Origin of the sequence: Rhizobium sp. N621 (genome assembly GCF_001664325.1) — a bacterium.
GTDB lineage: Bacteria > Pseudomonadota > Alphaproteobacteria > Rhizobiales > Rhizobiaceae > Rhizobium > Rhizobium esperanzae.
In genome coordinates, this window is record NZ_CP013495.1 from 2,143,626 (window position 1) to 2,167,378 (window position 23,753).

23 protein-coding genes are annotated in these 23,753 nt (G+C 61.9%); 12 read left to right on the top strand and 11 right to left on the bottom strand.

Translation table 11 applies throughout. The annotated features are described in order from the left end of the window. The 4 genes from AMK00_RS10450 to AMK00_RS10465 all read right to left on the bottom strand — a co-directional run bounded on the left by AMK00_RS10450 (nucleotide 1) and on the right by AMK00_RS10465 (nucleotide 4,063). Nucleotides 1–1,314 carry a cytosine deaminase gene (locus tag AMK00_RS10450; RefSeq protein WP_064802469.1) on the bottom strand — a complete coding sequence of 438 codons (1,314 nt, stop codon included), beginning with the start codon at nucleotides 1,312–1,314 and terminating at the stop codon, nucleotides 1–3. Then, complete coding sequence (locus tag AMK00_RS10455; protein ID WP_064810343.1) at nucleotides 1,314–2,156, bottom strand: ABC transporter permease; 843 nt, start codon at nucleotides 2,154–2,156, stop codon at nucleotides 1,314–1,316. The genes AMK00_RS10450 and AMK00_RS10455 overlap by 1 nt, the downstream gene beginning before the upstream one ends. Then, a complete protein-coding gene (locus tag AMK00_RS10460; RefSeq protein ID WP_064802473.1) occupies nucleotides 2,153–2,980 on the bottom strand; it encodes an ABC transporter ATP-binding protein in 828 nt (275 codons plus the stop codon). Before AMK00_RS10460 ends, AMK00_RS10455 begins: the two co-directional genes overlap by 4 nt. Before the next feature lie 66 nt (nucleotides 2,981–3,046). After that, on the bottom strand, nucleotides 3,047–4,063 hold the full coding sequence (locus AMK00_RS10465) for an ABC transporter substrate-binding protein (RefSeq protein WP_064806117.1): 1,017 nt from the start codon (nucleotides 4,061–4,063) through the stop codon (nucleotides 3,047–3,049). A 182-nt stretch (nucleotides 4,064–4,245) separates the two neighbouring features. Here AMK00_RS10465 and AMK00_RS10470 point away from each other — a divergent pair, with 182 nt between their 5' ends. Then, nucleotides 4,246–5,193 (top strand): LysR family transcriptional regulator, encoded by a 948-nt coding sequence (locus AMK00_RS10470; RefSeq protein ID WP_064802475.1) that lies wholly within the window; start codon nucleotides 4,246–4,248, stop codon nucleotides 5,191–5,193. A gap of 18 nt (nucleotides 5,194–5,211) precedes the next feature. Here AMK00_RS10470 and AMK00_RS10475 read toward each other — a convergent pair whose 3' ends face one another. Next, on the bottom strand, nucleotides 5,212–6,009 hold the full coding sequence (locus AMK00_RS10475; RefSeq protein ID WP_064810344.1) for a creatininase family protein: 798 nt from the start codon (nucleotides 6,007–6,009) through the stop codon (nucleotides 5,212–5,214). A gap of 235 nt (nucleotides 6,010–6,244) precedes the next feature. Between AMK00_RS10475 and AMK00_RS10480 the strand changes: the two genes are divergently transcribed. Continuing rightward, nucleotides 6,245–6,724, top strand: coding sequence for a DUF2938 domain-containing protein (locus AMK00_RS10480; RefSeq protein WP_064810345.1), 480 nt, complete (start codon nucleotides 6,245–6,247; stop codon nucleotides 6,722–6,724). Between the two features lie 199 nt (nucleotides 6,725–6,923). Here AMK00_RS10480 and AMK00_RS10485 read toward each other — a convergent pair whose 3' ends face one another. Genes AMK00_RS10485 through AMK00_RS10495 form a run of 3 tightly spaced genes read right to left on the bottom strand, consistent with a single transcriptional unit; the run spans nucleotide 6,924 to nucleotide 9,916 of the window. Further along, nucleotides 6,924–7,565 carry a ThuA domain-containing protein gene (locus AMK00_RS10485; protein ID WP_064810346.1) on the bottom strand — a complete coding sequence of 214 codons (642 nt, stop codon included), beginning with the start codon at nucleotides 7,563–7,565 and terminating at the stop codon, nucleotides 6,924–6,926. An 18-nt stretch (nucleotides 7,566–7,583) separates the two neighbouring features. After that, nucleotides 7,584–8,684, bottom strand: coding sequence for a Gfo/Idh/MocA family protein (locus AMK00_RS10490; protein WP_064811689.1), 1,101 nt, complete (start codon nucleotides 8,682–8,684; stop codon nucleotides 7,584–7,586). A 32-nt stretch (nucleotides 8,685–8,716) separates the two neighbouring features. Further along, nucleotides 8,717–9,916: an ROK family transcriptional regulator gene (locus AMK00_RS10495; RefSeq protein WP_064810347.1), complete on the bottom strand. Its 1,200-nt coding sequence runs from the start codon at nucleotides 9,914–9,916 to the stop codon at nucleotides 8,717–8,719. Nucleotides 9,917–10,115: 199 nt separating this feature from the next. On the opposite strand from AMK00_RS10495, the gene AMK00_RS10500 reads away from it, so the two are divergent. The 10 genes from AMK00_RS10500 to AMK00_RS10545 all read left to right on the top strand — a co-directional run bounded on the left by AMK00_RS10500 (nucleotide 10,116) and on the right by AMK00_RS10545 (nucleotide 20,973). Next, nucleotides 10,116–11,420 (top strand): ABC transporter substrate-binding protein, encoded by a 1,305-nt coding sequence (locus AMK00_RS10500; protein WP_064802483.1) that lies wholly within the window; start codon nucleotides 10,116–10,118, stop codon nucleotides 11,418–11,420. A gap of 81 nt (nucleotides 11,421–11,501) precedes the next feature. Further along, a complete protein-coding gene (locus AMK00_RS10505; RefSeq protein ID WP_064810348.1) occupies nucleotides 11,502–12,440 on the top strand; it encodes a carbohydrate ABC transporter permease in 939 nt (312 codons plus the stop codon). Then, a complete protein-coding gene (locus AMK00_RS10510; RefSeq protein WP_064810349.1) occupies nucleotides 12,433–13,281 on the top strand; it encodes a carbohydrate ABC transporter permease in 849 nt (282 codons plus the stop codon). The genes AMK00_RS10505 and AMK00_RS10510 overlap by 8 nt, the downstream gene beginning before the upstream one ends. Nucleotides 13,282–13,303: 22 nt before the next feature. Continuing rightward, nucleotides 13,304–14,377 (top strand): ABC transporter ATP-binding protein, encoded by a 1,074-nt coding sequence (locus AMK00_RS10515; protein ID WP_064810350.1) that lies wholly within the window; start codon nucleotides 13,304–13,306, stop codon nucleotides 14,375–14,377. Between the two features lie 47 nt (nucleotides 14,378–14,424). Further along, entirely contained in the window at nucleotides 14,425–15,189 is a 765-nt protein-coding gene (locus AMK00_RS10520; RefSeq protein WP_064810351.1) for an SDR family NAD(P)-dependent oxidoreductase, read from the top strand. Between the two features lie 15 nt (nucleotides 15,190–15,204). After that, nucleotides 15,205–15,897, top strand: coding sequence for a FadR/GntR family transcriptional regulator (locus AMK00_RS10525; protein WP_237350464.1), 693 nt, complete (start codon nucleotides 15,205–15,207; stop codon nucleotides 15,895–15,897). A gap of 238 nt (nucleotides 15,898–16,135) precedes the next feature. Then, complete coding sequence (locus AMK00_RS10530) at nucleotides 16,136–16,906, top strand: SDR family NAD(P)-dependent oxidoreductase (protein ID WP_208610863.1); 771 nt, start codon at nucleotides 16,136–16,138, stop codon at nucleotides 16,904–16,906. 30 nt (nucleotides 16,907–16,936) lie between these two features. Continuing rightward, complete coding sequence (locus tag AMK00_RS10535) at nucleotides 16,937–17,893, top strand: ABC transporter substrate-binding protein (protein ID WP_064810354.1); 957 nt, start codon at nucleotides 16,937–16,939, stop codon at nucleotides 17,891–17,893. Between the two features lie 55 nt (nucleotides 17,894–17,948). Then, nucleotides 17,949–19,931 (top strand): ABC transporter permease, encoded by a 1,983-nt coding sequence (locus AMK00_RS10540; RefSeq protein ID WP_064810355.1) that lies wholly within the window; start codon nucleotides 17,949–17,951, stop codon nucleotides 19,929–19,931. After that, nucleotides 19,924–20,973 (top strand): quaternary amine ABC transporter ATP-binding protein, encoded by a 1,050-nt coding sequence (locus tag AMK00_RS10545; protein ID WP_064802497.1) that lies wholly within the window; start codon nucleotides 19,924–19,926, stop codon nucleotides 20,971–20,973. The genes AMK00_RS10540 and AMK00_RS10545 overlap by 8 nt, the downstream gene beginning before the upstream one ends. Before the next feature lie 30 nt (nucleotides 20,974–21,003). On the opposite strand, the gene kdgD is transcribed toward AMK00_RS10545, so the two are convergent. From kdgD to AMK00_RS10560, 3 genes are all read right to left on the bottom strand, one after another. Continuing rightward, the gene (gene kdgD, locus AMK00_RS10550; protein WP_064802499.1) at nucleotides 21,004–21,930 is read right to left on the bottom strand and encodes a 5-dehydro-4-deoxyglucarate dehydratase; all 927 of its coding nucleotides are present in this window, start codon (nucleotides 21,928–21,930) and stop codon (nucleotides 21,004–21,006) included. 32 nt (nucleotides 21,931–21,962) lie between these two features. Then, the gene (locus AMK00_RS10555; protein ID WP_064810356.1) at nucleotides 21,963–22,937 is read right to left on the bottom strand and encodes a mannonate dehydratase; all 975 of its coding nucleotides are present in this window, start codon (nucleotides 22,935–22,937) and stop codon (nucleotides 21,963–21,965) included. Between the two features lie 65 nt (nucleotides 22,938–23,002). After that, the gene (locus AMK00_RS10560; protein ID WP_064802503.1) at nucleotides 23,003–23,713 is read right to left on the bottom strand and encodes a FadR/GntR family transcriptional regulator; all 711 of its coding nucleotides are present in this window, start codon (nucleotides 23,711–23,713) and stop codon (nucleotides 23,003–23,005) included. Between the last annotated feature and the right edge of the window lie 40 nt (nucleotides 23,714–23,753).

A 23,753-nucleotide genomic window follows, 5' to 3' on the forward strand; every position in this document is an offset into this window, starting at 1 on the left:
TCAGGCTCCAACGACGCTGTCGAGTTCACGGTAGTCCGGCAGGCGGCGGTCGATCACCTTGCCGCGGCGAAGCACGACGCGGTCGGACTGCGGACGGGAAAGAAATTCGCTCCAGCGCCGGGCGCTGAAGAGCACCAGATCGGCCGAGGCGCCGGCGGCGATGCGCCCCTTATCGGGCCGGCCGAGAATCTCGGCAGGTGAGGTGGTGACGACGCGCGCCGCCGTATCCAGCGGATGGTCGAGATGCAGGATGCGGACCGCCTCGCGGAACACCTCCACGGGGTCGAGATCGCCATAGGCGTAGAAGGGGTCGCGGGTATTGTCGGAGGCGACTGCCGTTGCCACGCCGGCCGCGGCCAATTCCTTGAACAGGGTAACGCCGCGCCAACGCGGTGTGCGGCCGGGGTAGCGGTCCTGCAGATACATGTTGCACATGGGTAGCGAAACGACGGCGATACCCGCCTCGGCGACGAGTGCGACCGTGCGCTTTGCCGTCTCTTGGTCGTGACGGGCGAGCGAGCAGCAATGGCCGGCCGTCACCTTGCCGTCGAAACGGTTGCGCAATACGGCTTGCGCGATCGCCTTCAGTGTTTCAGCACCCCGATCATCTGTCTCGTCGACATGCAGATCGACATCAAAGCCATTATCGGCCGCGGCTCTGAACAGCGTATCGAGCTGGCTGTCGAGATCCGGGCTCATCCGGGTGACGCCGCCCATCAGGCCACCCTTGTCGCGAACCACCGCGACGAGCTCGGCGAAATAGGCGGCATCCGCCATATTTTCCATCGGAAAGAGCGCCACCGCCTGCAACGCAATCCTGTCCTTCCAGGCCTCGCGCATCTCGGCGAAGACCTCGAAGGAAATGCGATGCTGTGGCGCCAGCGAATCGAGATGGGTTCGAATGAGGCTTGTGCCGTGCGCGTAGGCGCAGCGCAGGGAAAACTCCATGCGCTTCTTCACGTCGCCAGCCGACCAGTTCGCTTCGCGGTCTGCGCGCACGGCCTCCAGCGCTCCCGGAAAGGTGCCGTCCGGATTGGCGTTGCGTGGCCAGATATGACCCTTGTCGAGATGCGTATGCATGTCGGCGAAGCAAGGCCAGACCATGCTCTCCTTCAGGTCGGACTTCGCCAGTTCCACGGGCGCTTCCCCGGGCGGCAGTACATCGGCAATGATGCCGTCGGCGATGACGATATCGGCCCTGACGAGCCCCTCGACAATAGGCGCCTCATAACCGGTGACGGCGGCGCTAGGCAGGGTCGCATTGCTCAGCACGAAGCGGCCGGAATTGGGCGGTGAAATGAAGGAATAGGTCATCAGTTTTCCCGTTTCAGGCTACTCTCGTGCCAGCGGTGCAGGGCAAGCCACGAAATGAATGAGGTGACGGCGAAGATCGCCACACCGAGCAGCGAGAGCATCAGCAGGGCCGCAAAGAGTCGTGGAATGTTGAGCCGGTATTGCGCTTCGAGAAGCCGGAAGGCGAGGCCTGAGCCCGCACCCGCCGAGCCTGCGGCAAATTCCGCGACGACGGCAGCAATCAGTGCAAGGCCGCCGCCGATCCTGAGGCCGGTCATGAAATAGGGCTGGGCAGCCGGGAGCTTGAGAAAGAGCAGCGTCTGCCAGCGCGAGGCGCCGTAGAGCTCAAACAGATTGATGAGATTGTGATCGACGCTTTTCAGCCCCTGAACCATATTCGAAAGAATAGGGAAAAAGGCGACGAGGAAGGCGCAGATCAGAAGCGCCACCTGCGTTGACGGCGCATAGATCAGGATCAGCGGCGAAATCGCGACGATCGGCGTGACCTGAAGGATGACGGCGAGCGGATAGAAGGCGAGTTCGATCCAGCGCGACTGCACCAGGAAAATCGCGAAGCCGACGCCACCGACCAGCGCCAGCATCAACGATATCAGCGTGATTTTGGTGGTGACCCAGAGGGCAGGGGCAAGCGTACCCCAATCCGTGACGAAAGTGCTGGCGACGGCCGCCGGACCGGGCAGGATATAGGGCGGCACGCCTGACAGTCTGACATAGGCATACCAGATCAGGACCAGGCACGCGATGACCAGCAAGGGCGTCAGGACGCGCAGCGCCAGTTCGCGACGACGGACGCTTGCAGTCGCTTTGACAAACAGCGGCGCCGCGGATTTTTCGTCACTCATCGACGATCCTCCGCCGCGTTGATCGCTCCGATGAGCGCGTGCGAGACCGTCTCGCAGGCTTTGCGGTATTCTTCCGAAGTGCGATAATGGGCGTCGCGTCCCAGACTGGTCATCAGCGGCAGATCGGCATGTACACGCCCCGGCCTTGCCTTCATCACGACGATGCGGTTGGAGAGATAGGCGGATTCGAAGACCGAATGGGTGACGAAGATGACGGTGATGCCGGTCGTCTTCCAGAGCCTGAGCACGTCATCATTCAACTTCTGTCGGGTGATCTCGTCGAGAGCCGCGAAGGGCTCGTCCATCAGTAGCAGCTTCGGCTTCGTCACCAGAGCCCGGGCAATCGAAACACGCATCTTCATGCCGCCGGACAGTTCGCGCGGATAGGCCTTGGCGAAATCCTGGAGGCCGACCGTGGTCAGCGCTTCCACGATCTGATCATGTGCCGCCCTCTTGGAGATATGTCGAAGCTTCAGCGGCAGATGAACATTGTCGAACACGGTCTTCCAGGGCATCAGCGTCGGCTCCTGAAAGACGAAACCGATATCCCCCTCCGGAAGACCCTTGGAGTTGATCCGAGAACTCGGCCAGTCGATCGCGCCCGACGTGACATCGCCGAGCCCGGCGATAATCCGCAGCGCCGTCGACTTGCCGCACCCGGATGGGCCGAGCAGGCTGATGAACTCGCCGCTCTCCACTGTGAGCGACATCTCCGAAAGGGCAACGGTTCCGCTAGAGAAGGCTTTCGAAACAGCTTGCATGACGACCAGCGGCCGCTTGCGCAACTCTTTCGGGGATAGGGCCTGAGCTTCTGCTGGGGGCATTGGCTGTCTCGTTCATCAGGGAATGGAATCCGCCGTATGAGGTGGATCTCCGACGGAGTCTTCGGCTTACTTCTTCATCGCCATTCCGGTGCCTTTGCAGACGAATTTCGTCGTGAAGGCTTTGGTGTAATCCGTTTCCGGCTTGAACACCTTGATCGCTACCATTTCATTGAAGAAGGCCTTGTAATGCGCCTCGGTCAGGCAGCCGATGCCTTTGTCGAGGCTGTCGCCGGATTCGATGATGCCGTACTCCTTCATCTTGGCGATGGAATAGGCGATCTGACCATCCGTCATTTCAGGATTGTCCTTCTTGATCAGCTCGTTGGCCTTGGTGTTGTCACCGTAGAGATAGTGGTACCAGCCTTCGATCGAGGCATCGACGAAGCGTTGGACGACATCGGGCTTGCTGTCGATCATCGCCTGCGTGGTGGTGATCATCGTCGAATAGGGGGAGTAGCCGTTGTCGGCGAGCAGGAAGACTTTCGGCTCGAAGCCGGCCTGCTTCTGAATCTCGTAGGGTTCCGAGGTGAGATAACCTTGCTGCGCGGAATCCTTGTCGGCAAGGAACGGCGCCGGGCTGAAATTATAGGGCTTGTACTGTTCGTCCCTGAAGCCTTTGAAATTCGCCTTCATCCATTCGAAATAGGTGAGATAGCCGTCCTTGCCGAGAAACAGCGTCTTGAGCTTGGCGAGATCTTCGAATTTCTCGATTCCGGCATCGGGATGTGCGATCAGCACCTGCGGATCCTTCTGGAAGATCGCCGCGACGTCGACGAGCGGAATGCCCTGCTCGACGGCCGAAATCTCGCCCTGCGGCCCGCCCATGTAGAAATCGATCTTGCCGGAGATCAGCAGCGCGCTGTTGGCCGCATTCGGACCGCCCTGGACGATGGTGACGTCGAGTCCGTGCTTGGCATAAGTGCCGTCGGCGACCGCCTGGTAGAAGCCGCCATGCTCGGCCTGCGCCAGCCAGTTGGTGCCATAGGTGACCTTGTCGGCCGCCTGAGCGGAGGCGATGGAGGCAATCATGCCGCCAAGCCCGGCCAATGCGGAAAAGACCCTGTTCTTTTTTGTCATGGGCATGATCAACGTTCCCCTTCTGATTTCGCAGCCGTCGCAGCGACGTCCGATTTTCTTCATAGGAGCCGTTGCTTTGCTCTTTGAAAAGCATCAAATTTCGTGCGCAATGATGCCTTTTCGGCATCTCACCGAAAGCCTGTGCCTATTTTGCGCTGCGTGCCTGTTATTTGTGCAACGAGGTTCTGATGCTGCATTCCAGAAAGCTTCTCTATATCAACGAGATCGCGCGTTCGGGCTCGATCCGCAAGGCGGCGGCACGACTGAACGTGGCGTCTTCGGCGATCAACCGGCAGATTTTGGCCTTGGAGGAGGAAATGGGCGCGCCACTCTTCGAGCGCTTGCCGCGCGGGCTGCGGCTGACCGCCGCCGGCGAGCTCTGCATCGAACATATCCGCGAGGTGCTGAAGAACTACGAGCGGCTGGAGGGGCGTATCCGCAGCCTGAAGATGCAGCAGGCGGGCAAGGTTCGGCTGGTGACGACCGTCGGCCTTGCGGCAGGGCCGCTGCCGGAAATCATCGCCCGCTTCCAGTCGGAACATCCGCGCGTCTTCATGCAATTGCGGAACGACGCCGGCACGATGACGGTCAACCCGGTGCTTTCAGGCGAGGTGGATATCGGCCTCGGTTTCAATATTCCGGCAACGCCCGGCATCCGCACGCTCGGCAATTTCGACATTCCGATCGGCGTGGTTCTGCCGCCCGGTCACCATCTGATCGGTTCCGGCCCGATCAACCTGGCCGATATCGTCCAGGAGCGCCTGGTGCTGGCGCAGCAAGGGACCAGCCTGCGCGACGTGATCAATCTGGCTTTGGCGCGCCTCGACGTGCATGTCGAACCGGTACTCGAAACCAATGCCTCGGAGATGCTGAAAAAACTGGTCAAATCGGGGGCGGGGCTAACGATCCTGAACCCGCTCGACGTCATCACCGAATGCCGGCAGGGCGAACTGGTCTTCCGGCCGATCGCGGAGCCGCATGCGCGCCACCAGCCGATGAAGCTTTTTGCCCGCGCCCGCGCGCCGCTCGACTCCGCCACCAGCCTGTTCGTCGAATATCTCCTGGCCGAGCTGGCCGGCCTGGTGCAGGAACTGCAGGCCAAGGGGCACATCGCGGCGGATACTTCCGCGATCTGAGCCGCGGTTCGGCAGGCCCTACTTGGAATAAAGACTGGAAAGCGGATAGCGCTTCAGGTCGCAGAGCAGTTCGATGAACCCCTTGACCTGATGGCGGCAGATCGCTTCGCCCTTTTCGGCCGTCCCGCGCGACGCGTCGCCGACGACCCCGTTGGGATTGAGATCGTGGGCGATCCAGGCGAGCGAATGCGGCGGCAGCGGCTGAATGTAATTCGATTGCTCCCGCATCCATACCGCCTTGGATTTGAAATTCTGCGCCTTCTCCATCCGTACCAGGTCAGGCCGGAAATGCAGCATCAGCGACGTTTCCACCTCGCCGCCATGGATGCCGTATTTCAGCTCATGCTCGCTGATCATGCCCCCGGGGTGACCGAAGCGGCCCCATTGCGTGGAGATGACGGCCATCGCGTAGCGCACGCGCAGCTCTCGCGCCACGATGCTCATGATATCGACATTGCCGCCATGCGAATTGATGATCACCATCTTTCGGATGCCGGCTTCCGCAACCTTTGCGCCAATCGCGGTCCAGACCGCAATGAGCAGTTCGGCGCCGAGCGACAAGGTTCCCGGACCGTAGATATGTTCATTGGCCTTACCGATTTCCTGTATCGGCAGCACCAGACAATCGAGATCGACGGGTCTCTGCTTGCGTAATTCGGCGAGCATGCCTTCGGCGATGGCCACATCAGTCGCAATCGGCAGATGCGGCCCATGCTGTTCCGTCGAGGCGATCGGCAGGATGGCGATCGTGGTGTCGGGAGACAGTCCGGCGAAGTCGTCGCTGACCAACTCGTTCCAGTAAAATGGCACTGTCATTGCCGTTCGCCTCTCATTGCCGTTGGAGACAGTGAGTAGGGAATAACGCTACCTGCGAAAAGCATCAATTTGCGGTCGCACCGATGCCTTTTTGCGGATGATGGAGCAACGGCCCCGTCGAGCGCGGCTCTTTGCCGTGATGTCTCCGGGCATGTCTTGCCGAAACCATTGCGCAAGTGCGTCCGCAATGGTTTTCTACCGCCTCTGCAATTGCAACGCTTTCCGGTGATTCCCGATGTTCGATATTCTGTGGCGCGGTCTGGTGATCGGCGCCGGCGCAACCATCCTCATGGACCTCTGGGCGATCGTACTCACGAAGGTCTTCGGCCAGACGCCGCCGAACTGGGCGCCGGTCGGCCGCTGGTTCTGGCATCTTGGTCGCGGCAAGGTCTTTCATGAGAACATCGCCGATGCAGCGCCTTATGCGAATGAACTCGCTCTCGGCTGGATCAGCCACTACGCCGTCGGCATTCTCTATGGCGTGATCTTCGCGATCATCATGGGGCAGGGTTGGCTCGCTACACCGACATTTCTCCCCGCCTGGATTTTCGGCATCATCACCGTCGGGGCAGGGTGGTTCCTGCTGCAGCCCGGCCTCGGTCTCGGCTGGGCGGCTTCCAGACATCCGAAGCCGATGAAGGTCCGCTGCTTCAATCTGCTTGCGCATACGGTGTTTGCGCTGGGGCTATTTGGGACGGCGTTGATCATTCGCTGAGCCAAAAACCCCTCCCCAACCCTCCCCACAAGGGGGAGGGACTAAGCTGTGGCGTCCGGCGGCGACCAAAGCAGAGGTCTTGCTGGCTGTTACCGTTCGACGGATTGAAACGATAGAGTTTATGTGAAGCGGTGCGGCATCTTAGCCCCTCCCCCTTGCGGGGGGATGGGTCTATTGGTTCCCTGCGAAAATCCCTATCTCACCGCGCCGCCCAATTCGCCCCGCGGCGGAAGATCGTCTTCATCTCGGGCACGTCGAACTCCTTGGCCTGGTGGCCGAGCGAGGAATAGAAGACGCGGCCCTTGCCGTATTTGCGCTTCCAGACGACAGGCATGACGACGCCGTCGATCCAGTAGGCGTGCTCGCCGGTGAACCTCGTCGTTGCCAGAACCTCGTTCGAGGGGTCGACATGCATGTAATATTGCTCTGACGTATAGGGAAAGTCGGCAATCCCTTCCATCAGCGGATCGTCGGGGCGGGTAATGTTGACGGTATAGTCGATGATGTTGCCGGGATGGGCCACCCACTGGCCGCCGATGATGAACTGATAGTCGACGGAGTCGCGGAAGGCATCGCCCGCGCCGCCATGATAGCCTGATATGCCGACGCCGCTTTCGATCGCGGCGGCGAGGTTCTTGACCTCCTCCTTTTCGATCTTCGACATCGTCATGATCGGCACGACGAGGCTGAGATCGTGGACGGAGGGGTCGGCGAGCGCCTCGGTACCGTGTTCGAGATAGACCTTGAAGCCGTCTTCCTCGAGCATGGTCTTGATGATTTCGGCGCATTCCTGCGGCTCGTGCCCGCTCCAGCCACCCCAGACGATCAGTGCTTCACGCATTCTCTTTCCTCCTGAAACTTATTTCGCCAGCCGTCCGTCGACGATGGATTGGGACAAGGGGGCAGGGCGTTCCACCGCCGTGGTGATTGTCACCGTCCGAGCGGTCTCGGACGCGGTCTGGAAGGCTTCCATGACTTCGAGCACATGCAGCGCCAGATCGCCGTTGGCGCGGTGCGGCCGGTTCGCGCGGATCGCATGCGCCATGTCGGCAACGCCGAGCGAGCGGAAATTGCCCTCGGCATAGGGCGCGGTGACCGGCTGGTCCTCGAAGGCGCCGCCCTTCTTCAGATATTCGACGGGGCCGGCGAATTTGTTGGGGTCGGGGACAATAAGCGTGCCCTCGGTTCCATAGACCTCCAGCGGCACATGCTTGTGGCCGGCGACGTCGAAGCTCATGGCGATCTGGACGACCGCGCCGTTGGCAAAAGCCATCATGCCGGCGACATGGGTCGGCACATGCACGGGGATGCGCTCGCCATTGCGCGGCTCGCTGGTAATGAGCCGTTCGGCCCGCGGCGTCGTCGCAAAGCCGGCGACCTGGGAAACCGGCCCAAGCAGATTGACGAGATCGGTGATGTAGTAAGGGCCCATATCGAGCATCGGCCCGCCGCCGACCTCGTAATAAAAGGCCGGGTTCGGATGCCAGCGCTCGTGCCCAGGGCACATGAAGGTCGCCGAACCGCCGACCGGCTGGCCGATGACGCCCTGGTCGATCAGGGCGCGCGCCGTCTGGTGACCGCCGCCGAGAAATGTGTCGGGGGCCGCGCCGATGCGCAGATTGCGCCCGCGTGCCGCCTCGGCCAATTTTTTCCCTTCCGCGAAATTAATCCCGAGCGGCTTTTCCGAATAGGTATGTTTGCCGGCCTCCAGCGCCTGCATCGCCACGGCCACATGGGCCTTCGGGATGGTCAGATTGGCGATGATCTCGACCTTGGGATCGGTGAAAAGCTCCTCGACGGATTTGACAGGCACGTTGAATTCGGCAGCTTTTGCCTCTGCCAGTTCCCGGTTGAGATCGGCGACGCCGCGAATGTCGAGAATGGGGAAGGATGCCATCGCCGTGAGATAGGCGCCCGAAATATTGCCGCATCCGATGATGCCGATACCGACCTTGTCCATGAATTCCTCCATTGATCTTGAGTGTGCGCTCCTCAGAGCGCCGGCCCTGTGGTGCTCCAGGGCGATTCGTAGAGTTCGTAGAGTGCGACTGCGGCAGCACCCTGTGCCCAGAAATCATCGCTCGAATCGTCGAAGACGAGTTCGCTGACGCCTTTCAGCGACGGCGGAATGGCGAGCGCATAGGCATCGCGCAGGCTGTTCAAAAAGGGTTCGCCGAGCGCCAGGCTGGAGCCGACCAGGATGACCCGCGGCGGCGCAAACAGCGTGACGATATTGGCGATGGTCAAGCCGACTGCTTCGCCGGCGCGGATGGCGGCGCCGATCAGCCGGTCGTCATCAGCCTTGATCAGCGCCTGGGCATGGGTCATGCCGCGCCCGAGGCGGATGGCTTCGGCAAAACGCCCGTCGGTCTGATGCTCGCCGAGGATCGCGCTTTCGCCGGCCTGGTTGAAAAGCCGCACCACGCCATTCGGTCCCATGCCGAGCACGAGGTCGCCGAGATTGTGGCTGAGGCCGCCGGCTCCGCGGAACAGGCGATTGCCGTGCAACACGCCGAGCCCCAGCGTCTGTTCCAGCGAAATCAACACCATATCCTCGAGATCCCTGGCTCTTCCGAACCAGTGATGGCCGAGCGTAATGGCATGCGCATCGCTTTCGACGATGGTCGGCGTCGACAGCCGCGTCGACATCTCGGCGGCGAAGTCGACATTGGTGTCGCGAAAGATCGGGCTGCTTCTGATGTAGCCGGTGCGATGTTCGACGACGCCGGGAAAGCCAAGGCAGATGCTGTCGACATCCTCCAGCGACAGCCCGGCATCGACGACGCAACGCCTGACCCCGTCCTCGACGAGATCGGCGATGACGCCGATCGGCTGCCGGTCGATGCGGATCGGTAAAGCGAGCTTCGACAGCACGTCGCCGCGAAAATTGGTGACGACGAACACCATGCGGCTGGCGGCGATCTTGCCGCCGACGACGCGGGCGGCGTCGGGATTGAGTTCCAGCGCCACACGCGGCCGCCCGCGCACCGCCTCATTACGGATATCGCCTTCGTGGCGCGGCAGGATCAGTCCGTCGTCGAGCAGCGACGCGGTAATGGCGGAAACGGTCGTGGTGGAAAGCTCGGTGCGTTCGCTGATCTCGATGCGCGAGATCGGACCGTGGCGCCGGATAGTGTCGAGCACGTTCAAACGATTGATCGCGCGCATCAATTCTGGATCTGCGGTCTTCATGAAAAACTAGCCGGCATTGTTCGTTGGGCGGAAGCCAATATTTTTAACGGGTTACGAAATAAATAGCAGGCAATTCCGTGGGACTGTCAAGCGCATTTGCTAAAAATAGCCGAAGTTGGGTTGACATCCGGCGCAAGCTCCGCTGAATTATTCCGCATAGGGGAAAAATTGTGAGGATAGGTCCCCTGGGAGGAAAATCATGAATTTTATGCTGAAGAACGCCGCTTTCGGCGGCAGGCGCATCGTATCCATGGCCGCGGCAGCCGGCATGTTGCTGGCCGGAGCAGGAACTGCCTCGGCGACGACGGTGGTCAAGTGGCTGCATCTCGAAACCGATCCGAAAAATGTCGCGGCCTGGGAAGACATCGTCAAGAAATACGAAGCTCAGCATCCCGATGTCGATATCCAGATGCAGTTCCTCGAAAACGAGGCCTTCAAGGCCAAGCTTCCGACATTGCTGCAGTCCGACGACGTTCCGGATTTCTTTTTCAGCTGGGGCGGTGGCGTCCTGAAGCAGCAGTCCGAGACCGGCGCGCTGCAGGATGTGACGGCAGCCCTCGATGCCGATGGCGGCAAGCTGCGCAAGGCTTATACCCCGGCCTCGGTCGACGGCCTGACCTTCGACGGCAAAACCTGGGCGGTCCCCTACAAGGTCGGTCTGGTCAGCTTCTTCTACAACAAGGCGCTCTTTGCCAAGGCAGGCGTCAAGGCCGAGGACATCAAGACCTGGACCGATTTTCTTGCAGCGGTGAAGAAGATCAAAGCGGCCGGCATCGTGCCGATTGCCGGCGGCGGCGGCGAGAAATGGCCGATCCACTTCTACTGGAGCTATCTCGTCATGCGCGAGGGCGGCCAGAAGGTCTTCGATGCGGCCAAGAACGGCGAGGGTGAAGGTTTCCTCGATCCAGCGATCATCAAGGCCGGCGACGATCTCGCCGAGCTCGGCAAGCTCGAACCTTTCCAGCCCGGCTATCTCGGCGCAACCTGGCCGCAGACGCTCGGCGTCTTCGGTGACGGCAAGGCGGCGATGATCCTCGGCTTTGAAGCGACCGAGGCCAACCAGCGCAAGAATGCCGGTGACGGCAAGGGACTTTCGCCCGACAATATCGGCCGTTTCGTCTTCCCGACGGTTGAAGGCGGCGCCGGCAAGCCGACGGATACGCTCGGCGGCCTGAACGGCTGGGCGCTTACCAAGAAGGCCTCCAAGGAAGCGGTCGATTTCCTCGCTTTCCTGACGAATGCGGACAATGAGCGGGCGATGGCCAAATCAGGCATGCTCCTGCCCGTCGCCGTCGGCGCCGATGACGGCGTGGTCAATCCGCTGCTGGCTGAATCGGCCAAACAGCTTGCCGGTTCGACCTGGCATCAGAACTTCTTCGACCAGGATCTCGGTGCGGCCGTCGGCCGTGTCGTCAACGACGTCTCGGTGGAAATCGTCTCCGGACAGATGAACTCCAAGGACGGCGCCCAGATGATCCAGGACGCTTTCGAACTGGAACAATAACCAGCGCCCGCAGAACCTTCCGGCGCTCCTGCCAATCGGGAGCGCCGGCATCGCTGCCGACGAAAGGCGAAAGCAGGAACCATGGCCAATATCTCAGTCCTATCGACACCGAGCGCAGCAAGGCCGGCAACGCGAGCCGCAAACCGGAAGAGCTCGGTCGCCCACGACCGCCTGACCGTGCTGTTGCTGTTTCTGCCACCGGCGCTGCTGCTCTTCACGCTCTTCGTCATCATGCCGATGGGCGAGGCGGCCTGGTACAGCCTCTATAAGTGGAACGGGTACGGCACGCCGACGGAGTTCATCGCGCTCCGTAATTTCCAGGTCCTGTTCCGCAACGCGGCGTTTACCCAGGCGCTGGTCAATAACGGCCTGATCATCATCATTTCGATCTGCATCCAGGTGCCGCTCGCCATCTGGCTGGCCACGATGCTGGCGCACCGCATTCCCGGTGTCGTCGCTTACCGCCTGATCTTCTTTCTGCCTTATGTGCTGGCGGATGTTGCCGCAGGCCTCATCTGGCGCTTCGTCTATGACGGCGACTACGGCCTGTTTGCCGCCATTTCCAGCTTCTTCGGTTTCGCCAATCCTTACGTGCTCGCCGACAAGGACGTGGCGATCTATGCCATCCTCGGGGTTATCGTCTGGAAGTATTTCGGCTTCCACATGATGCTGTTCATCGCCGGCCTTCAATCGGTGGACAAGAGCGTGCTGGAGGCGGCCGAGATCGACGGCGCCACCGGCTGGCAAAAATTCCGTTACGTCACCCTGCCGCTGCTCGGCTCCACCCTGCGCCTTTCGATCTTCTTCGCCGTCGTCGGCTCGCTGCAGCTCTTCGACATGATCATGCCGCTGACCGGCGGCGGACCGTCCAACTCGACGCAGACGATGGTCACCTTCCTCTACACCTACGGCGTCATGCGCATGCAGGTCGGCCTCGGCAGCGCCGTCGGCGTGGTGCTGTTCATCATCTGCGTGACGCTCGCCTTCGGTTACAAAAGGATTTTCATGCGCCATGACTGATATGAGCTCTTCCGTCCGCATGAGGACATCTACCCGGATCTATCTCTACGTGTCGCTGAGCCTGATCGCCGCGATCGTGCTGGTGCCGCTGCTGACGACGGCGCTCGGCGGCTTCAAGACCCTGGGCGACCTGCGCACCAACCCCTTCGGCCTGCCGACGGAATGGCAATGGGCGAATTATACCGACATTCTTTTCGGCGAGCGCTACTGGCTGCAAATCGGCAATTCGCTTGTCATCGCAGCCCTCACCGTGCTCTTGACGCTGATCGTCTCGTCCATGGCGGCTTTCGCCTTCGCCCATGTCCGCTTTTTCGGCTCGTCCTTCCTGCTCAATTATTTCCTGCTCGGCCTGATGTTTCCGGCCGCAACCGCGATCTTGCCGCTTTTCATCCGCATCCGCGATCTCGGCCTGCTCAATACCTATTGGGGCGTGGTGCTGCCGCAGGTGGCCTTCGGCCTCGGCATGAGCATCCTTTTGTTCAGGAACTATTTCCGCAATCTTCCGGAAGAATTGTTTCAGGCGGCCTTCGTCGACGGGTGCGGTTATATGAGATTCTTCTGGCATATCTCGCTGCCGCTCTCCCGGCCGATCGTCGCCACCGTCAGCATCATCTCCTTCGTAAGCAGCTGGAACAGCTACATCCTGCCGCTGATCATGCTGAACTCGGAATCCAAATATCCCTGGCCGCTGGGCATCATGGTCTATCGCGGCGAATACGGCACGGAGTGGCAGCTGGTGCTGGCCTTCATCACGCTGACCATCCTTCCCACCATCATCGTCTTCTTCGTCGCGCAGAGACACATCATCGCCGGATTGACCGCTGGCGCCGTGAAGTCCTGAGCCGAACCATTGGAGTGCAATCATGGCATCCGTTGAGCTGAACAATATTCGCAAGGCCTATGGCGTCGTCGACGTCATCCACGGCATTTCGCTTCAGATCGAGGATGGCGAATTCGTCGCCCTCGTCGGCCCGTCCGGCTGCGGAAAATCGACGCTGCTGCGGATGATTGCCGGCCTCGAGGAGATCACCGACGGCGAGATCGCCATCGGCGGCAACGTCGTCAACGCGATGACGCCGCGCGAGCGCAACATCGCGATGGTCTTCCAGTCCTATGCGCTCTATCCGCACATGACGGTGGCCGAAAACATGGGTTTCAACCTGAAGCTTGCCGGCGTTGCCAAAGCGGAGATCGAGGCCCGCGTCGCTGAGGCCGCCCGCATGCTCGATCTCGCCAAGCTGCTCGACCGCAAGCCGGCCCAGCTTTCCGGCGGCCAGCGCCAGCGCGTCGCCATGGGCCGCGCCATCGTCCGCAATCCGGCCGTCTTCCTGTTCGATGAGCCGCTCTCCAACCTCGATGCGAAACTGCGCGTGCAGATGCGTTCGGAGATCAAGACGCTGCACCAGAAGGTCCGGACGACCTCGATCTATGTCACCCACGACCAGATCGAGGCGATGACACTCGCCGACCGCATCGTCGTGCTCAATCACGGCAGGGTGGAGCAGTCGGGCACGCCGCTCGAACTTTACAAAAAGCCAGCCAACCTCTTCGTCGCCGCCTTCATCGGCTCGCCGGCGATGAACATGCTCGACGGCACCGTCGATGGTGAAAACGGCGCGCCCGCCGCCCGCCTCGAAGACGGCACGGCTGTCCGCCTTGCGCCCGACCGTCGGGTCAGACCCGGCCAGGCCGTCACCATCGGCCTGCGCCCCGAACATCTCGTTCCCGGCCTGTCGGCCGGCACGCCGCTTGCCGGCCGCACCATGCTGGTGGAGCCGACCGGCGCCCAGACCCATGTCGTCTTCGATCTCGCCGGCCAGCAGGTCACGGCCATCGTTGACGGCGAATATCCCGCCCGCTACGGCGAGGTGTTCGAAGCGAGCATCGCCAGCGACCAAGTGCATGTCTTCGACCGCGGCAGCGGGGTGGCGCTGTAGGCGGCCGACGCTGGACGCATGGCGAGCAATGGTCTATAGCCTATACCATGAGTGGGCTTCAGAACAAATCAGTCCTGATCACCGGCGGTGCCAACGGCGCGGGTGCGGCGAGCGCAAAGCTGTTTGCCGAAGAGGGTGCCCGCGTCATGATCGCCGACCGGGATGCGAAAGCGGCAGGGACGCTCGTGGCCGCCTTGCAGGCCCGCAATCTCGATGTCCATTTCGTTCATGCCGATATTTCCAGGCCGCAAGAGGCTGAAACCGCCTATCGGGCGGCGCATGACGCTTTCGGTCGTGTCGATATTCTTTTCAATCATGCCGGGATCATCATCGTTAAGCCGTTCCTGGAGTGCACGCTGGAGGAATGGGACGAGTTGATGGACAACAACGCCAAGTCGGCGTTCCTGATGACCCGGCTGGTGCTGCCGGAAATGCTGGAGCGCGGCAAGGGCGTGTTGATCTTCACCTCGACAACAGGCGTGCGTGCGGCCACCCATCTGGAGGCGCTCTATTGCGCCTCGAAATCGGCGATGCATCAGATGGCGCGCGCCCTGGCGGTGGAATATCGCGATCAGGGGATCAGGGCCAACCTGATCTGCCCCAGTTTCGTGCGGACCCATCACGGCGAGCATGAGATCGAACAATTGCGCAGCTATGGTGTCTTTGCCTCGGAAAACGATGTCAACGCCATGCAGGGGCGCATCTGCGAGCCCGAAGAGGTGGCGGAGGTCGCGCTCTTCCTTGCTTCCGACGCGTCCAGTTTCGTCAACGGCGCCGAGATCTTCGTCGACAATACATTCACGGCGGTGTGAAGCGTGCTTTGGGGATTGAGACAAGTCGAACCGCAGGCGGCGCACGGCCTCGCCGTCGATCTGCTGCAGCGCCAGATTCACTCCGGGCTGCTGCTGCCGGCCGAGCGGCTGCCGGCCGAGCGCCAGCTGTCCGACCGCTTCGGCATCAGCCGCGTGACGCTGCGAGAAGCGCTGCGGGTTCTTGAGACCAATCAATATATTACGGTTCGGCGCGGCGCCCAGGGCGGCGCCTTCGTGACCGATGAGGAGCGGCTGAGCCAGCTCGCGCGCCGCCGGATGACCCGGGCGCCGGCAACGACGATGCGCGTGGTCGAGTTCCTGACCGTCAACCAGCTGGCGGCCGCCCGGCTGGCAGCGGTTCGACGCGGTACGGCCGATCTCAAGCGCATGCGTCAGGCGATGGATATGATGACATCGGCTGAGAACGGGCCGCAGCGCAAACAGTCCGAAGCCCTGTTCTTCCTCGCTCTCGGCGACGCAGCGCAGAACCCTTTGCTGTCGCGCGCCATCGAAGATGGGCTGGCCGAGCTGTTTCTGCCCTTCGAAAAGACCGGCTCCGAAGCGGCCGCGTCCACTGCTTTGAAATCCTTCGAGCACTTGTTTCAAGCGCTCGGCAGCGAGGACGTCGCTTCCTCAGAGGCTGCAATGACGGATCTGCACGCCCAGCTGTGGGATACCGTCCGTCGGTTGACCCGAAACGCCGCCTAATCTTTTCACGACAGCATGCCGAAAAACTGCGCGCGGTTTTCGGACGACGTCATGCTTTAACTCGTTCATGCAGAACAGGATTTGGATTTCGGGCCGAACCGGCCTGAATTCATCCTGTTTCCCGCATTCAAAATGCGCTTGACAACTGCCTTCCGATTTAATGGTATTAACCTCATACCATTGATCCATTCTGGGAGGCATCATGAACGTCGCGGCGAACATGTCGAAGGAGCTGGTGGTGACCGGACGGCTGCGCGGGCGCACGGCCATCATCACCGGCGGCGCAAACGGGATCGGGCGGGCCGCCGCGCGCATGTTCGCGGCCGCCGGCGCCAGAGTGGCGATCCTCGACATCCAGGCGGAGGCCGGCCGCAGCGTTGCTGCCGAAATCGAAAAGGCGGGCGGGCAGGCGATGTTCCTGCAGACCGACGCGTCGGATACGGCAGCGGTCCGTGCCTCGCTTGCGGCAATCATCGCCAAATGGGGCGTCGTCGATACGCTTTTCAGTCATGCCGGCACGATCATCGTCAAGTCGCTGCATGAAAGCACCGACAGCGATTACGAGCGCCTGATGAACATCAACGTTCGCTCATCCTTCGTGGTCTGCCGCGAGGTGGTTTCGCACATGCTTGAAAACGGCGGCGGCTCGATCGTCATCACCTCGTCGATCGGCGGCGAGAAGGGTTTCGGCCTCGAAAGCCTCTACTGCATGACCAAGGGTGCCGTCCTGCAGCTCGCCCGCTCCATTGCCATCGAATATCGCGACCGGGGAATTCGAGCCAACGCCGTCTGCCCGGGCTTCGTGAAGACGGCCCACGGGCTTCGCGAAATCGATGAACTCGACGGGCTCGGCCAGAAGTGGAACGAGGCCGACCTGCATTCGGTGCAGGGGCGGCTTTGCGAGCCGGAGGAGGTGGCTGCGGCAGCACTCTGGCTTGCTTCGGACGAGGCGAGCTTCGTCAACGGGTTGGCGCTCTACGTCGACAACGGTTGGTACGCCAAGGGTTGAACTGCAATACAACACGAAAAGGGGAATGCAATGAAACGGCTTATCACTTCTGCAACCATGGCGCTCAGCGTCATGACCGCCTCTCCCTCGATGGCTTTCCAGCCGGAGTCCGACCAGACGATCAAGCTGATGATCGCCGACTGGTCGTCAATGGCGATCGACACCGAGATCCTCAACATCATCCTGTCGACGTACGGGTACAAGGTGGAAAAGGTGGTCGCCGACGATACCGCCCGCTATCCGGGTTTCGAGGCGGGCGACCTGACGATCGCGCTGGAGACCTGGCAGACCACGCAGAACGAGGTCTTTTCCGCGTCGCTCGCGACGGGCAAGATTCTCGACATGGGCGAGCTCGGCCCGCATGCCAAGGAGGACTGGTGGTATCCGGCCTATATGGAGGAGAAGTGCCCGGGACTGCCAGACTGGCAGGCGCTGAAGAACTGCGCCGAAGCCTTCTCGACGCCGGAGACTGCGCCGAAGGGACGGTATCTCGGCGCCCCGGTGAGCTGGGGTGGCTACGACGAAGAGCGCATAAAGGCGCTGGATCTGCCCTTCGAGGTCGTCCATGCCGGCACGGATGCGGCGATGTTCGCCGAGCTGAAATCGGCCTATGAGCGCAAGGCGCCGATCATTCTGTGGGTCTATGAGCCGCACTGGGCTCCGACGGTCTTCAAGGGCTCCTTCATCAAATTCCCTGCCTACGAGCCGGCCTGCTATTCCGATGCGGCCTGGGGCGTAAACCCGAAAGCGGCTTATGACTGCAGCAAGCCGGAAGGCTGGATCAAGAAGATGGCCTGGGCCGGCGGCGAGAAGGTCTGGCCCTGCGCCTACGACATCACGCGCAAGTTCACCATAGACGGGAAGGAACTCGGCCAGCTGGTCTACGAGGTCGACGTCAACGGCCGCACAGTCGAGGACGTCGCGATGGAATGGGCAAAGAAGAACGAAGCCACCTGGCGTTCCTGGGCTGCCTGCGCGGAAAAGTAGGATAGCGGCGGGAGCCGGGCGACCCCGGCTCCCGCAATCGATTTGGGAGGACGAGATGACCCATAGCCTCGCACACAGCAGGGAGATGACGCTTTGGCGCAGCAATTGGGCCTATGTCGCCGTGCCTCTTGCGATCATGGCTGCGGCGTTCTTTCTCCCCGGACCACTGGTGCATTTGCCCGATTGGGCGGTTCTGCCGCTGTCGGATTACGTCGGCCGCGGACTGAACTGGTTCGCGCGTGACGCGGCGATCGGAGAGGTGAAGATCGCCGACGCCACCCGGGCCCTTGCCGCAATCGCCGAGACGCCGATCCTGTGGCTGAAGATGCTGCTGGTCGACGGCTGGGTGAAAGGCGCGGGCTTCAACAAGGTGCATATTGCTCCGCCCTTGAGCTGGGTCGGCGTGATTTTGGTGACCGCACTTGTCGCCTTGCGGATCTCAGGACGTTCCCTGGCAATCCTGACGCTGGCGGCGGGCGCCTATCTCGTTGTCTTCGGCCTCTGGGTCTCGGCGATGATCACGCTCGCCTCCGTCCTGTTGTGCGTGGTCACCGGCCTTGCCTTGGGACTGGCGATGGGCATCTGGGCCTATCGTTCGCCGGGCGCGGAGGCCGGTTTGCGGGCGGTCATGAATATCATGCAGACCGTGCCGATCTTTTCCTATCTGCTGCCGACGCTGCTTCTGTTCGGCTACGGACCGAGTGCGGCCCTGTTTGCCACCGTGGTCTATGCGCTGCCGCCCATGGTGCATGCCACCGTGCTGGCGTTGCGCTCCGTGCCTTCGGAAACGCTCGAACTGGCGCGGATGACGGGATGCAGCCGCCGGCAGACCCTTTGGAAGGTCGAATTGCCGGTGGCGATGCCGCAACTTGCGATCGGCCTCAATCAGGTGGTGATGATGACGCTGAACATGGTGATCATCGCCTCGATGATCGGCGCCGGCGGCCTCGGCTACGACGTGCTGCGCGCGCTGCGCCGGCTCGATTTCGGCGCCGGCTTCGAGGCGGGTATGGGGATCGTTGCGCTGGCTGTCGTACTCGACCGGCTGACGCAGGCCGCCGCCCGCAACCAGTCGACGGGCCGCCACAGGCTTTGGCGCCGCCGCGATACCGTTGTCGCCCTGTCGCTGCTTGCTGTGCCGACGGTCGTCAGCTTGGCGGTGCCGGCGCTTGCCGCCTGGCCGGCCGGCTGGACGTTGACGACGGCACCTTTCTGGAACGCCGCCGTGAGTTTCATCAACCAGACCTTCTATGGGCCGCTGGAAGCCGTGCGCACCGCCATGCTGCTCGGCGTGATGAACCCGTTCCGCGATCTGCTTCAATCGGCACCATGGAGCGTTGTTGTTCTCCTGCTGGCTGTGGCGGCTTACGCGCTGGGCGGTCTGCGCACCGCCGCACTCGTCGTGCTGCTGATCCTTTTCATCGTCGTCACCGGCTATTGGCAGGCGGCGATGTCATCGGTCTACCTGACGGTTCTCTCCGTCGCCATCGCCCTTGCCATCGGTCTGCCGCTCGGAATCTGGGTTGCGGGGCATCCGAGGCTGCACGGGCCGGTGCAGTTGGCGCTCGATACGCTGCAGACCCTGCCGACCCTGGTCTACCTGCTGCCGGCCGTCATGCTGTTCCGCAACGGCGACTTTTCGGCGCTGATCGCCATTGCCTCTTACGCCATAGCGCCGGCCGTGCGTTATGGCATGGCGGGAATGGCGCATGTGCCGCATGAACGCATCGAGGCCGGGCTGATGTCGGGCTGCACGCCATGGCAGACTTTTCGCTTCATCAGCCTCCCATCCGCCTTGCCGACGCTTATTCTCGGCGTCAACCAGACAGTGATGATGGCCTTGTCGATGCTTGTCATCGCCGCTCTCGTTGGCACGCGGGAGCTGGGGCAGGAGGTCTATACGGCGCTCGCCCGCGGACAAACCGGGCCCGGCATCGTCGCCGGTCTCTGCGTCGCCTGCATCGCGCTGATCGCCGATGCGCTGTTGAAATCCGGAGCCGCGCGTGCTGCCGGGCGTGAAGGAGATATCCATGTCTGATGCCTATCACCATGCACCGGGCCGGACGGCGCCTGTTGCGCTCGAAGCGAGCGGCGTCTGGAAAGTCTTCGGGGCGGATGCCGCCTCTTTTGGCCAGCGTCCCGCCTCCGCCCGCACGCCGGAAGCTTTGGCCGCCGCCAAGGTCGTGGGCGCGGTGCAGGATGCGACCTTCCGGATCGCGCGCGGCGAGGTCTTCGTCATCATGGGCCTTTCCGGCTCGGGAAAGTCGACGCTTCTTCGCTGCCTCACCCGACTGATCGAACCCACCGAAGGTGAGGTTCACTATGATGGAGAGAATATTCTGAAGCTGAGCGACAAGGCGCTGGTCGATATCCGCCGCCGCCGAATGGGCATGGTGTTCCAGCATTTTGCGCTGCTGCCCAATCGCACCGTTCTCGGCAACATCGCCTTCCCCCTGGAGGTCCAGGGAATGCCGCGCGCCAAGGCCGAGGCGCGGGCGCGGGAGCTGATCGACACCGTGGGACTGGCGGGGCGAGAGGCCCGCTTTCCCGCCGAACTTTCCGGCGGCCAGCAGCAGCGCGTCGGCATCGCCCGCTCGCTCACCACCAATCCGGAATTCTGGTTTCTGGACGAGCCGTTTTCGGCGCTCGATCCGCTTATCCGTGCCGATCTGCAGGCGGAGGTGCTGCGGCTGCAGCGGACCCAGACACGCACCGTTGTTTTCGTCACCCATGATCTGGACGAGGCCATTCGGCTCGCCGACCGGATCGCCATCATGGAAGGCGGGCGCATTGTCCAGATCGGAACGCCCGAAGAACTGGTGACGCGGCCGGCGACCGATTATGTCCGCCGCTTCGTCGCCAAGGTGCCGCCGGCCCGCGTGGTGCGGGTGTCCTCGCTGATGAGCCCGGCACAGGGGCAGAATGGCGGCTTCGGAGTAAGCGCCGGTTCGACGATTTCCGAGATCGCGCCGGAGCTTGTCTCTGGCGCCGGCGCTTTGCCGGTTCTCGACGCTGGCGGCAGACAGATCGGATCGCTCGACCGCCAGCAGGCGCTCGCGACGCTGGCGGCGAGCGGCTGATCGCGGACTTGCCTCGATCAGCCGCTTGCGCTATTCCGCCGCGATCTGCGAAATGCCGTTGGCCTGCACGATTTTATCGAGCAGCGCGAGCTCTTCCTGGGTGAGATCCGTCAGGGGCGGCCGCACGGGGCCGGGATTCTGGCCGAGCACCCGGAGCCCCGCCTTGATGATCGAGACGGCATAGCCTTTCTTGCGGTTGCGCAGCGCGACGAAGGGGAAGAAGAAGCCCTTCAGGATTTCGTCGACGGTCGCCTGGTCACCGGTGCGCAAGGCGCCGTAAAAGCGCTGGGCGAGGGCGGGGACGAAGTTGAACACGGCGGAGGAATAGGTGGTCACGCCGGCGGCGAAATAGGCTTGCGCGTAGACCTCGTGGGTCGGCATGCCGCCGACATAGACGAGGCGGTCGCCAAGCCGCGTGGTGATCTCGATGACCTTGTCGACATCGCCGACGCCGTCCTTGAAGCCGATCAGATTCGGGCATTCCTCCGCAAGGCGCGCGATGCTGTCGGCGGTCAGGATTGCGTTGTCGCGATTATAGACGATGACGCCGATACCGACCGATTGGCAAACCGCCTTGACATGGGCGATCAATCCGGCCTGTTCGGCAAACATCAGATAGGGCGGCAGGAGCAGCAATCCGTCCGCGCCCGCCTTTTCGGCCGCTTGTGCGATCTCGATGGCAAGCGACGTGCCGTAGCCGGTTCCCGAGATGATCGGCGTATTGCCGGCTGAGGCCTTGGCGGCGCGCACGACCTGAGGGATTTCGGACGGATTGAGGGAGAAGAACTCCCCGGTGCCGCCAGCGGCAAACAGCGCGGCGGCGTCATAACCGGCAAGCCACTCGACATGACGGCGATATTTCGCCTCGTCGAATTTCAGCTGGTCGTCGAAATGGGTGACCGGAAACGAGAGCAGGCCACTGCCGACGGCCTTCTTCAATTCAATCGGATTCATCATCAAGTCCTATTCCTTACGTGTTGAAAATCGTGTCAGGCGTTCTCGAGCACTTGCAGAAGTGCCGCGATGTAGCCGTAGCAGAAGGCAAATGCGGTGGCGGACGGATCCTGGCCGCTGACGGTCGGCACATGGTCGGGCATCAGCATGTATTTGTAGCCGACTTCCTTGTAGATCCTGGCCGAGCGGACCATGTCCATGTCGCCCTCGTCCGGGAAGGTCTCCATGAAGGAGAGCTTGCCGCCGCGAATGTTGCGGAAGTGGACGTTGAAGATCTTGTTGCGCTCTCCGAACCAGCGAATGATGTCGTCGATCTCTTCGCGTGGATTTTCGAGCATCTCACCGACCGAGCCCTGGCAGAAATTGAGGCCGTGATAGGGGTTCTCGCGCATCTGCACGAATTTCTTCAGCCCTTCCACCGTGCCGAGCACGCGCGTGACGCCGCGATAGCCGGGCGGCGTATAGGGGTCGTGCGGATGGCAGGCGAGCCTGATGCGATTGCTTTCGGCGACCGGCACGACGCGTTCGAGGAAATAATCGATCCGTTCCCAGTTTTCGTCCTCGGAGAGCACGCCGGCAAGGCCGGGGGCTGCCTGCTGATCGGTCTTCTCCCAGCGGAAGCTGGCGTTCAGCGAGCCGCCGCGTCCGGGTTCATCAGGCGTGCGCGGAATGCCGATCAGGTTGAGATTGTATTTCACAGCCGGAATGCCGGCCGCCGCGACATCCTCGATCATCTGGCAAACCGCGTCGATCTGCCGGTCACGCTCAGGCCCGGCAAGCAGGATGTCGGGATAGGAAGCCTTCTCGATCGGCTGCGAGGGCAGGGGCAGCTGGATCATGTCGAGGATCAGGCCGAAGCTCTCGACCTTGTCGCGATGGCGTTCAATGTCGGCAAGCGTCCAGCTGCTCGGCTGTCCCGGCGGATCGGCGCTGATATGCTTCACCCCCAATTGCGCGAAGATCCGATAATCGTCATCGTCGCGCGCCGCCACCTGTGTTCCAAGATACATCAGAGACCCTCTCCAAATTCAACAATGTCATATGACATAATATGAATTTTTGAGAGTGTCGAGCCCTATTGCTGTTCGGCGAGCATCCGATAGCGACGTTGGCTCGCCATCAGATGCGCGCGCATCGCCTGGCGGGCACGATCGGGATCCTGATCGGCGATTGCCGATAGGATTTCCACATGCTCGGCATAGACCTTCTGCAGATACTCGCGGTCATTGGCCTCCGGCAGCGTCGGAAACTGCCCGCGGGGAATGGCGCGCGGGCCGAAATGACGGAGAACATCGACATAGAACCGGTTGTTGGTGGCGGCGGCGATCGCCATGTGAAAGGCATAATCGGCCTCGACCGTCTGCTGTCCGCTTTCGATCAGTTGCGCCATTCGGCGGTTGGCCTCGCGGATTGCCGCTTCCTGCTCGGCCGTGCGGCGATAGGCGGCAATCGCTGCCGCTTCACCCTCGGTCGCCATGCGAAACTCCAGTAACTCAAGGGTTTCCGGAATGCTTTTAATTTCCACCGGCGTCAGCGACATGACCGAATGAACCTTCGGATCCGCGACGAATACGCCTTTGCCCTGGATCGGCCGGACAAAACCCGCAGCCCTCAGATCCGCAATCGCCTCGCGCACCACGGTGCGGCTGACGCCGAAGGTTGATTCGAGCTGAGGCTCGGTCGGCAGCTGGTCGCCGACGCGCAATTTCCCCGTCTCGATTTGCGCGCGCAATTGATCGATGACCTGCTGCGCCAGTCTTTGCCGACCACGGCCAAGTGTCGTCATTCTCGTTTCCCCAGTTCCTTTGCCTCACGTCTTCCGCACG

Coding starts and splice junctions, on each gene's coding strand:
- AMK00_RS10515 (WP_064810350.1), top strand. CDS start 13,304: ATGGCATCCGTTGAGCTGAACAATATTCGCAAGGCCTATGGCGTCGTC.
- AMK00_RS10460 (WP_064802473.1), bottom strand. CDS start 2,980: ATGCCCCCAGCAGAAGCTCAGGCCCTATCCCCGAAAGAGTTGCGCAAG.
- AMK00_RS10490 (WP_064811689.1), bottom strand. CDS start 8,684: ATGGACAAGGTCGGTATCGGCATCATCGGATGCGGCAATATTTCGGGC.
- AMK00_RS10520 (WP_064810351.1), top strand. CDS start 14,425: ATGAGTGGGCTTCAGAACAAATCAGTCCTGATCACCGGCGGTGCCAAC.
- AMK00_RS10485 (WP_064810346.1), bottom strand. CDS start 7,565: ATGCGTGAAGCACTGATCGTCTGGGGTGGCTGGAGCGGGCACGAGCCG.
- kdgD (WP_064802499.1), bottom strand. CDS start 21,930: ATGATGAATCCGATTGAATTGAAGAAGGCCGTCGGCAGTGGCCTGCTC.
- AMK00_RS10500 (WP_064802483.1), top strand. CDS start 10,116: ATGAATTTTATGCTGAAGAACGCCGCTTTCGGCGGCAGGCGCATCGTA.
- AMK00_RS10495 (WP_064810347.1), bottom strand. CDS start 9,916: ATGAAGACCGCAGATCCAGAATTGATGCGCGCGATCAATCGTTTGAAC.
- AMK00_RS10505 (WP_064810348.1), top strand. CDS start 11,502: ATGGCCAATATCTCAGTCCTATCGACACCGAGCGCAGCAAGGCCGGCA.
- AMK00_RS10560 (WP_064802503.1), bottom strand. CDS start 23,713: ATGACGACACTTGGCCGTGGTCGGCAAAGACTGGCGCAGCAGGTCATC.
- AMK00_RS10510 (WP_064810349.1), top strand. CDS start 12,433: ATGACTGATATGAGCTCTTCCGTCCGCATGAGGACATCTACCCGGATC.
- AMK00_RS10555 (WP_064810356.1), bottom strand. CDS start 22,937: ATGTATCTTGGAACACAGGTGGCGGCGCGCGACGATGACGATTATCGG.
- AMK00_RS10450 (WP_064802469.1), bottom strand. CDS start 1,314: ATGACCTATTCCTTCATTTCACCGCCCAATTCCGGCCGCTTCGTGCTG.
- AMK00_RS10475 (WP_064810344.1), bottom strand. CDS start 6,009: ATGACAGTGCCATTTTACTGGAACGAGTTGGTCAGCGACGACTTCGCC.
- AMK00_RS10470 (WP_064802475.1), top strand. CDS start 4,246: ATGCTGCATTCCAGAAAGCTTCTCTATATCAACGAGATCGCGCGTTCG.
- AMK00_RS10535 (WP_064810354.1), top strand. CDS start 16,937: ATGAAACGGCTTATCACTTCTGCAACCATGGCGCTCAGCGTCATGACC.
- AMK00_RS10465 (WP_064806117.1), bottom strand. CDS start 4,063: ATGCCCATGACAAAAAAGAACAGGGTCTTTTCCGCATTGGCCGGGCTT.
- AMK00_RS10455 (WP_064810343.1), bottom strand. CDS start 2,156: ATGAGTGACGAAAAATCCGCGGCGCCGCTGTTTGTCAAAGCGACTGCA.
- AMK00_RS10545 (WP_064802497.1), top strand. CDS start 19,924: ATGTCTGATGCCTATCACCATGCACCGGGCCGGACGGCGCCTGTTGCG.
- AMK00_RS10540 (WP_064810355.1), top strand. CDS start 17,949: ATGACCCATAGCCTCGCACACAGCAGGGAGATGACGCTTTGGCGCAGC.
- AMK00_RS10480 (WP_064810345.1), top strand. CDS start 6,245: ATGTTCGATATTCTGTGGCGCGGTCTGGTGATCGGCGCCGGCGCAACC.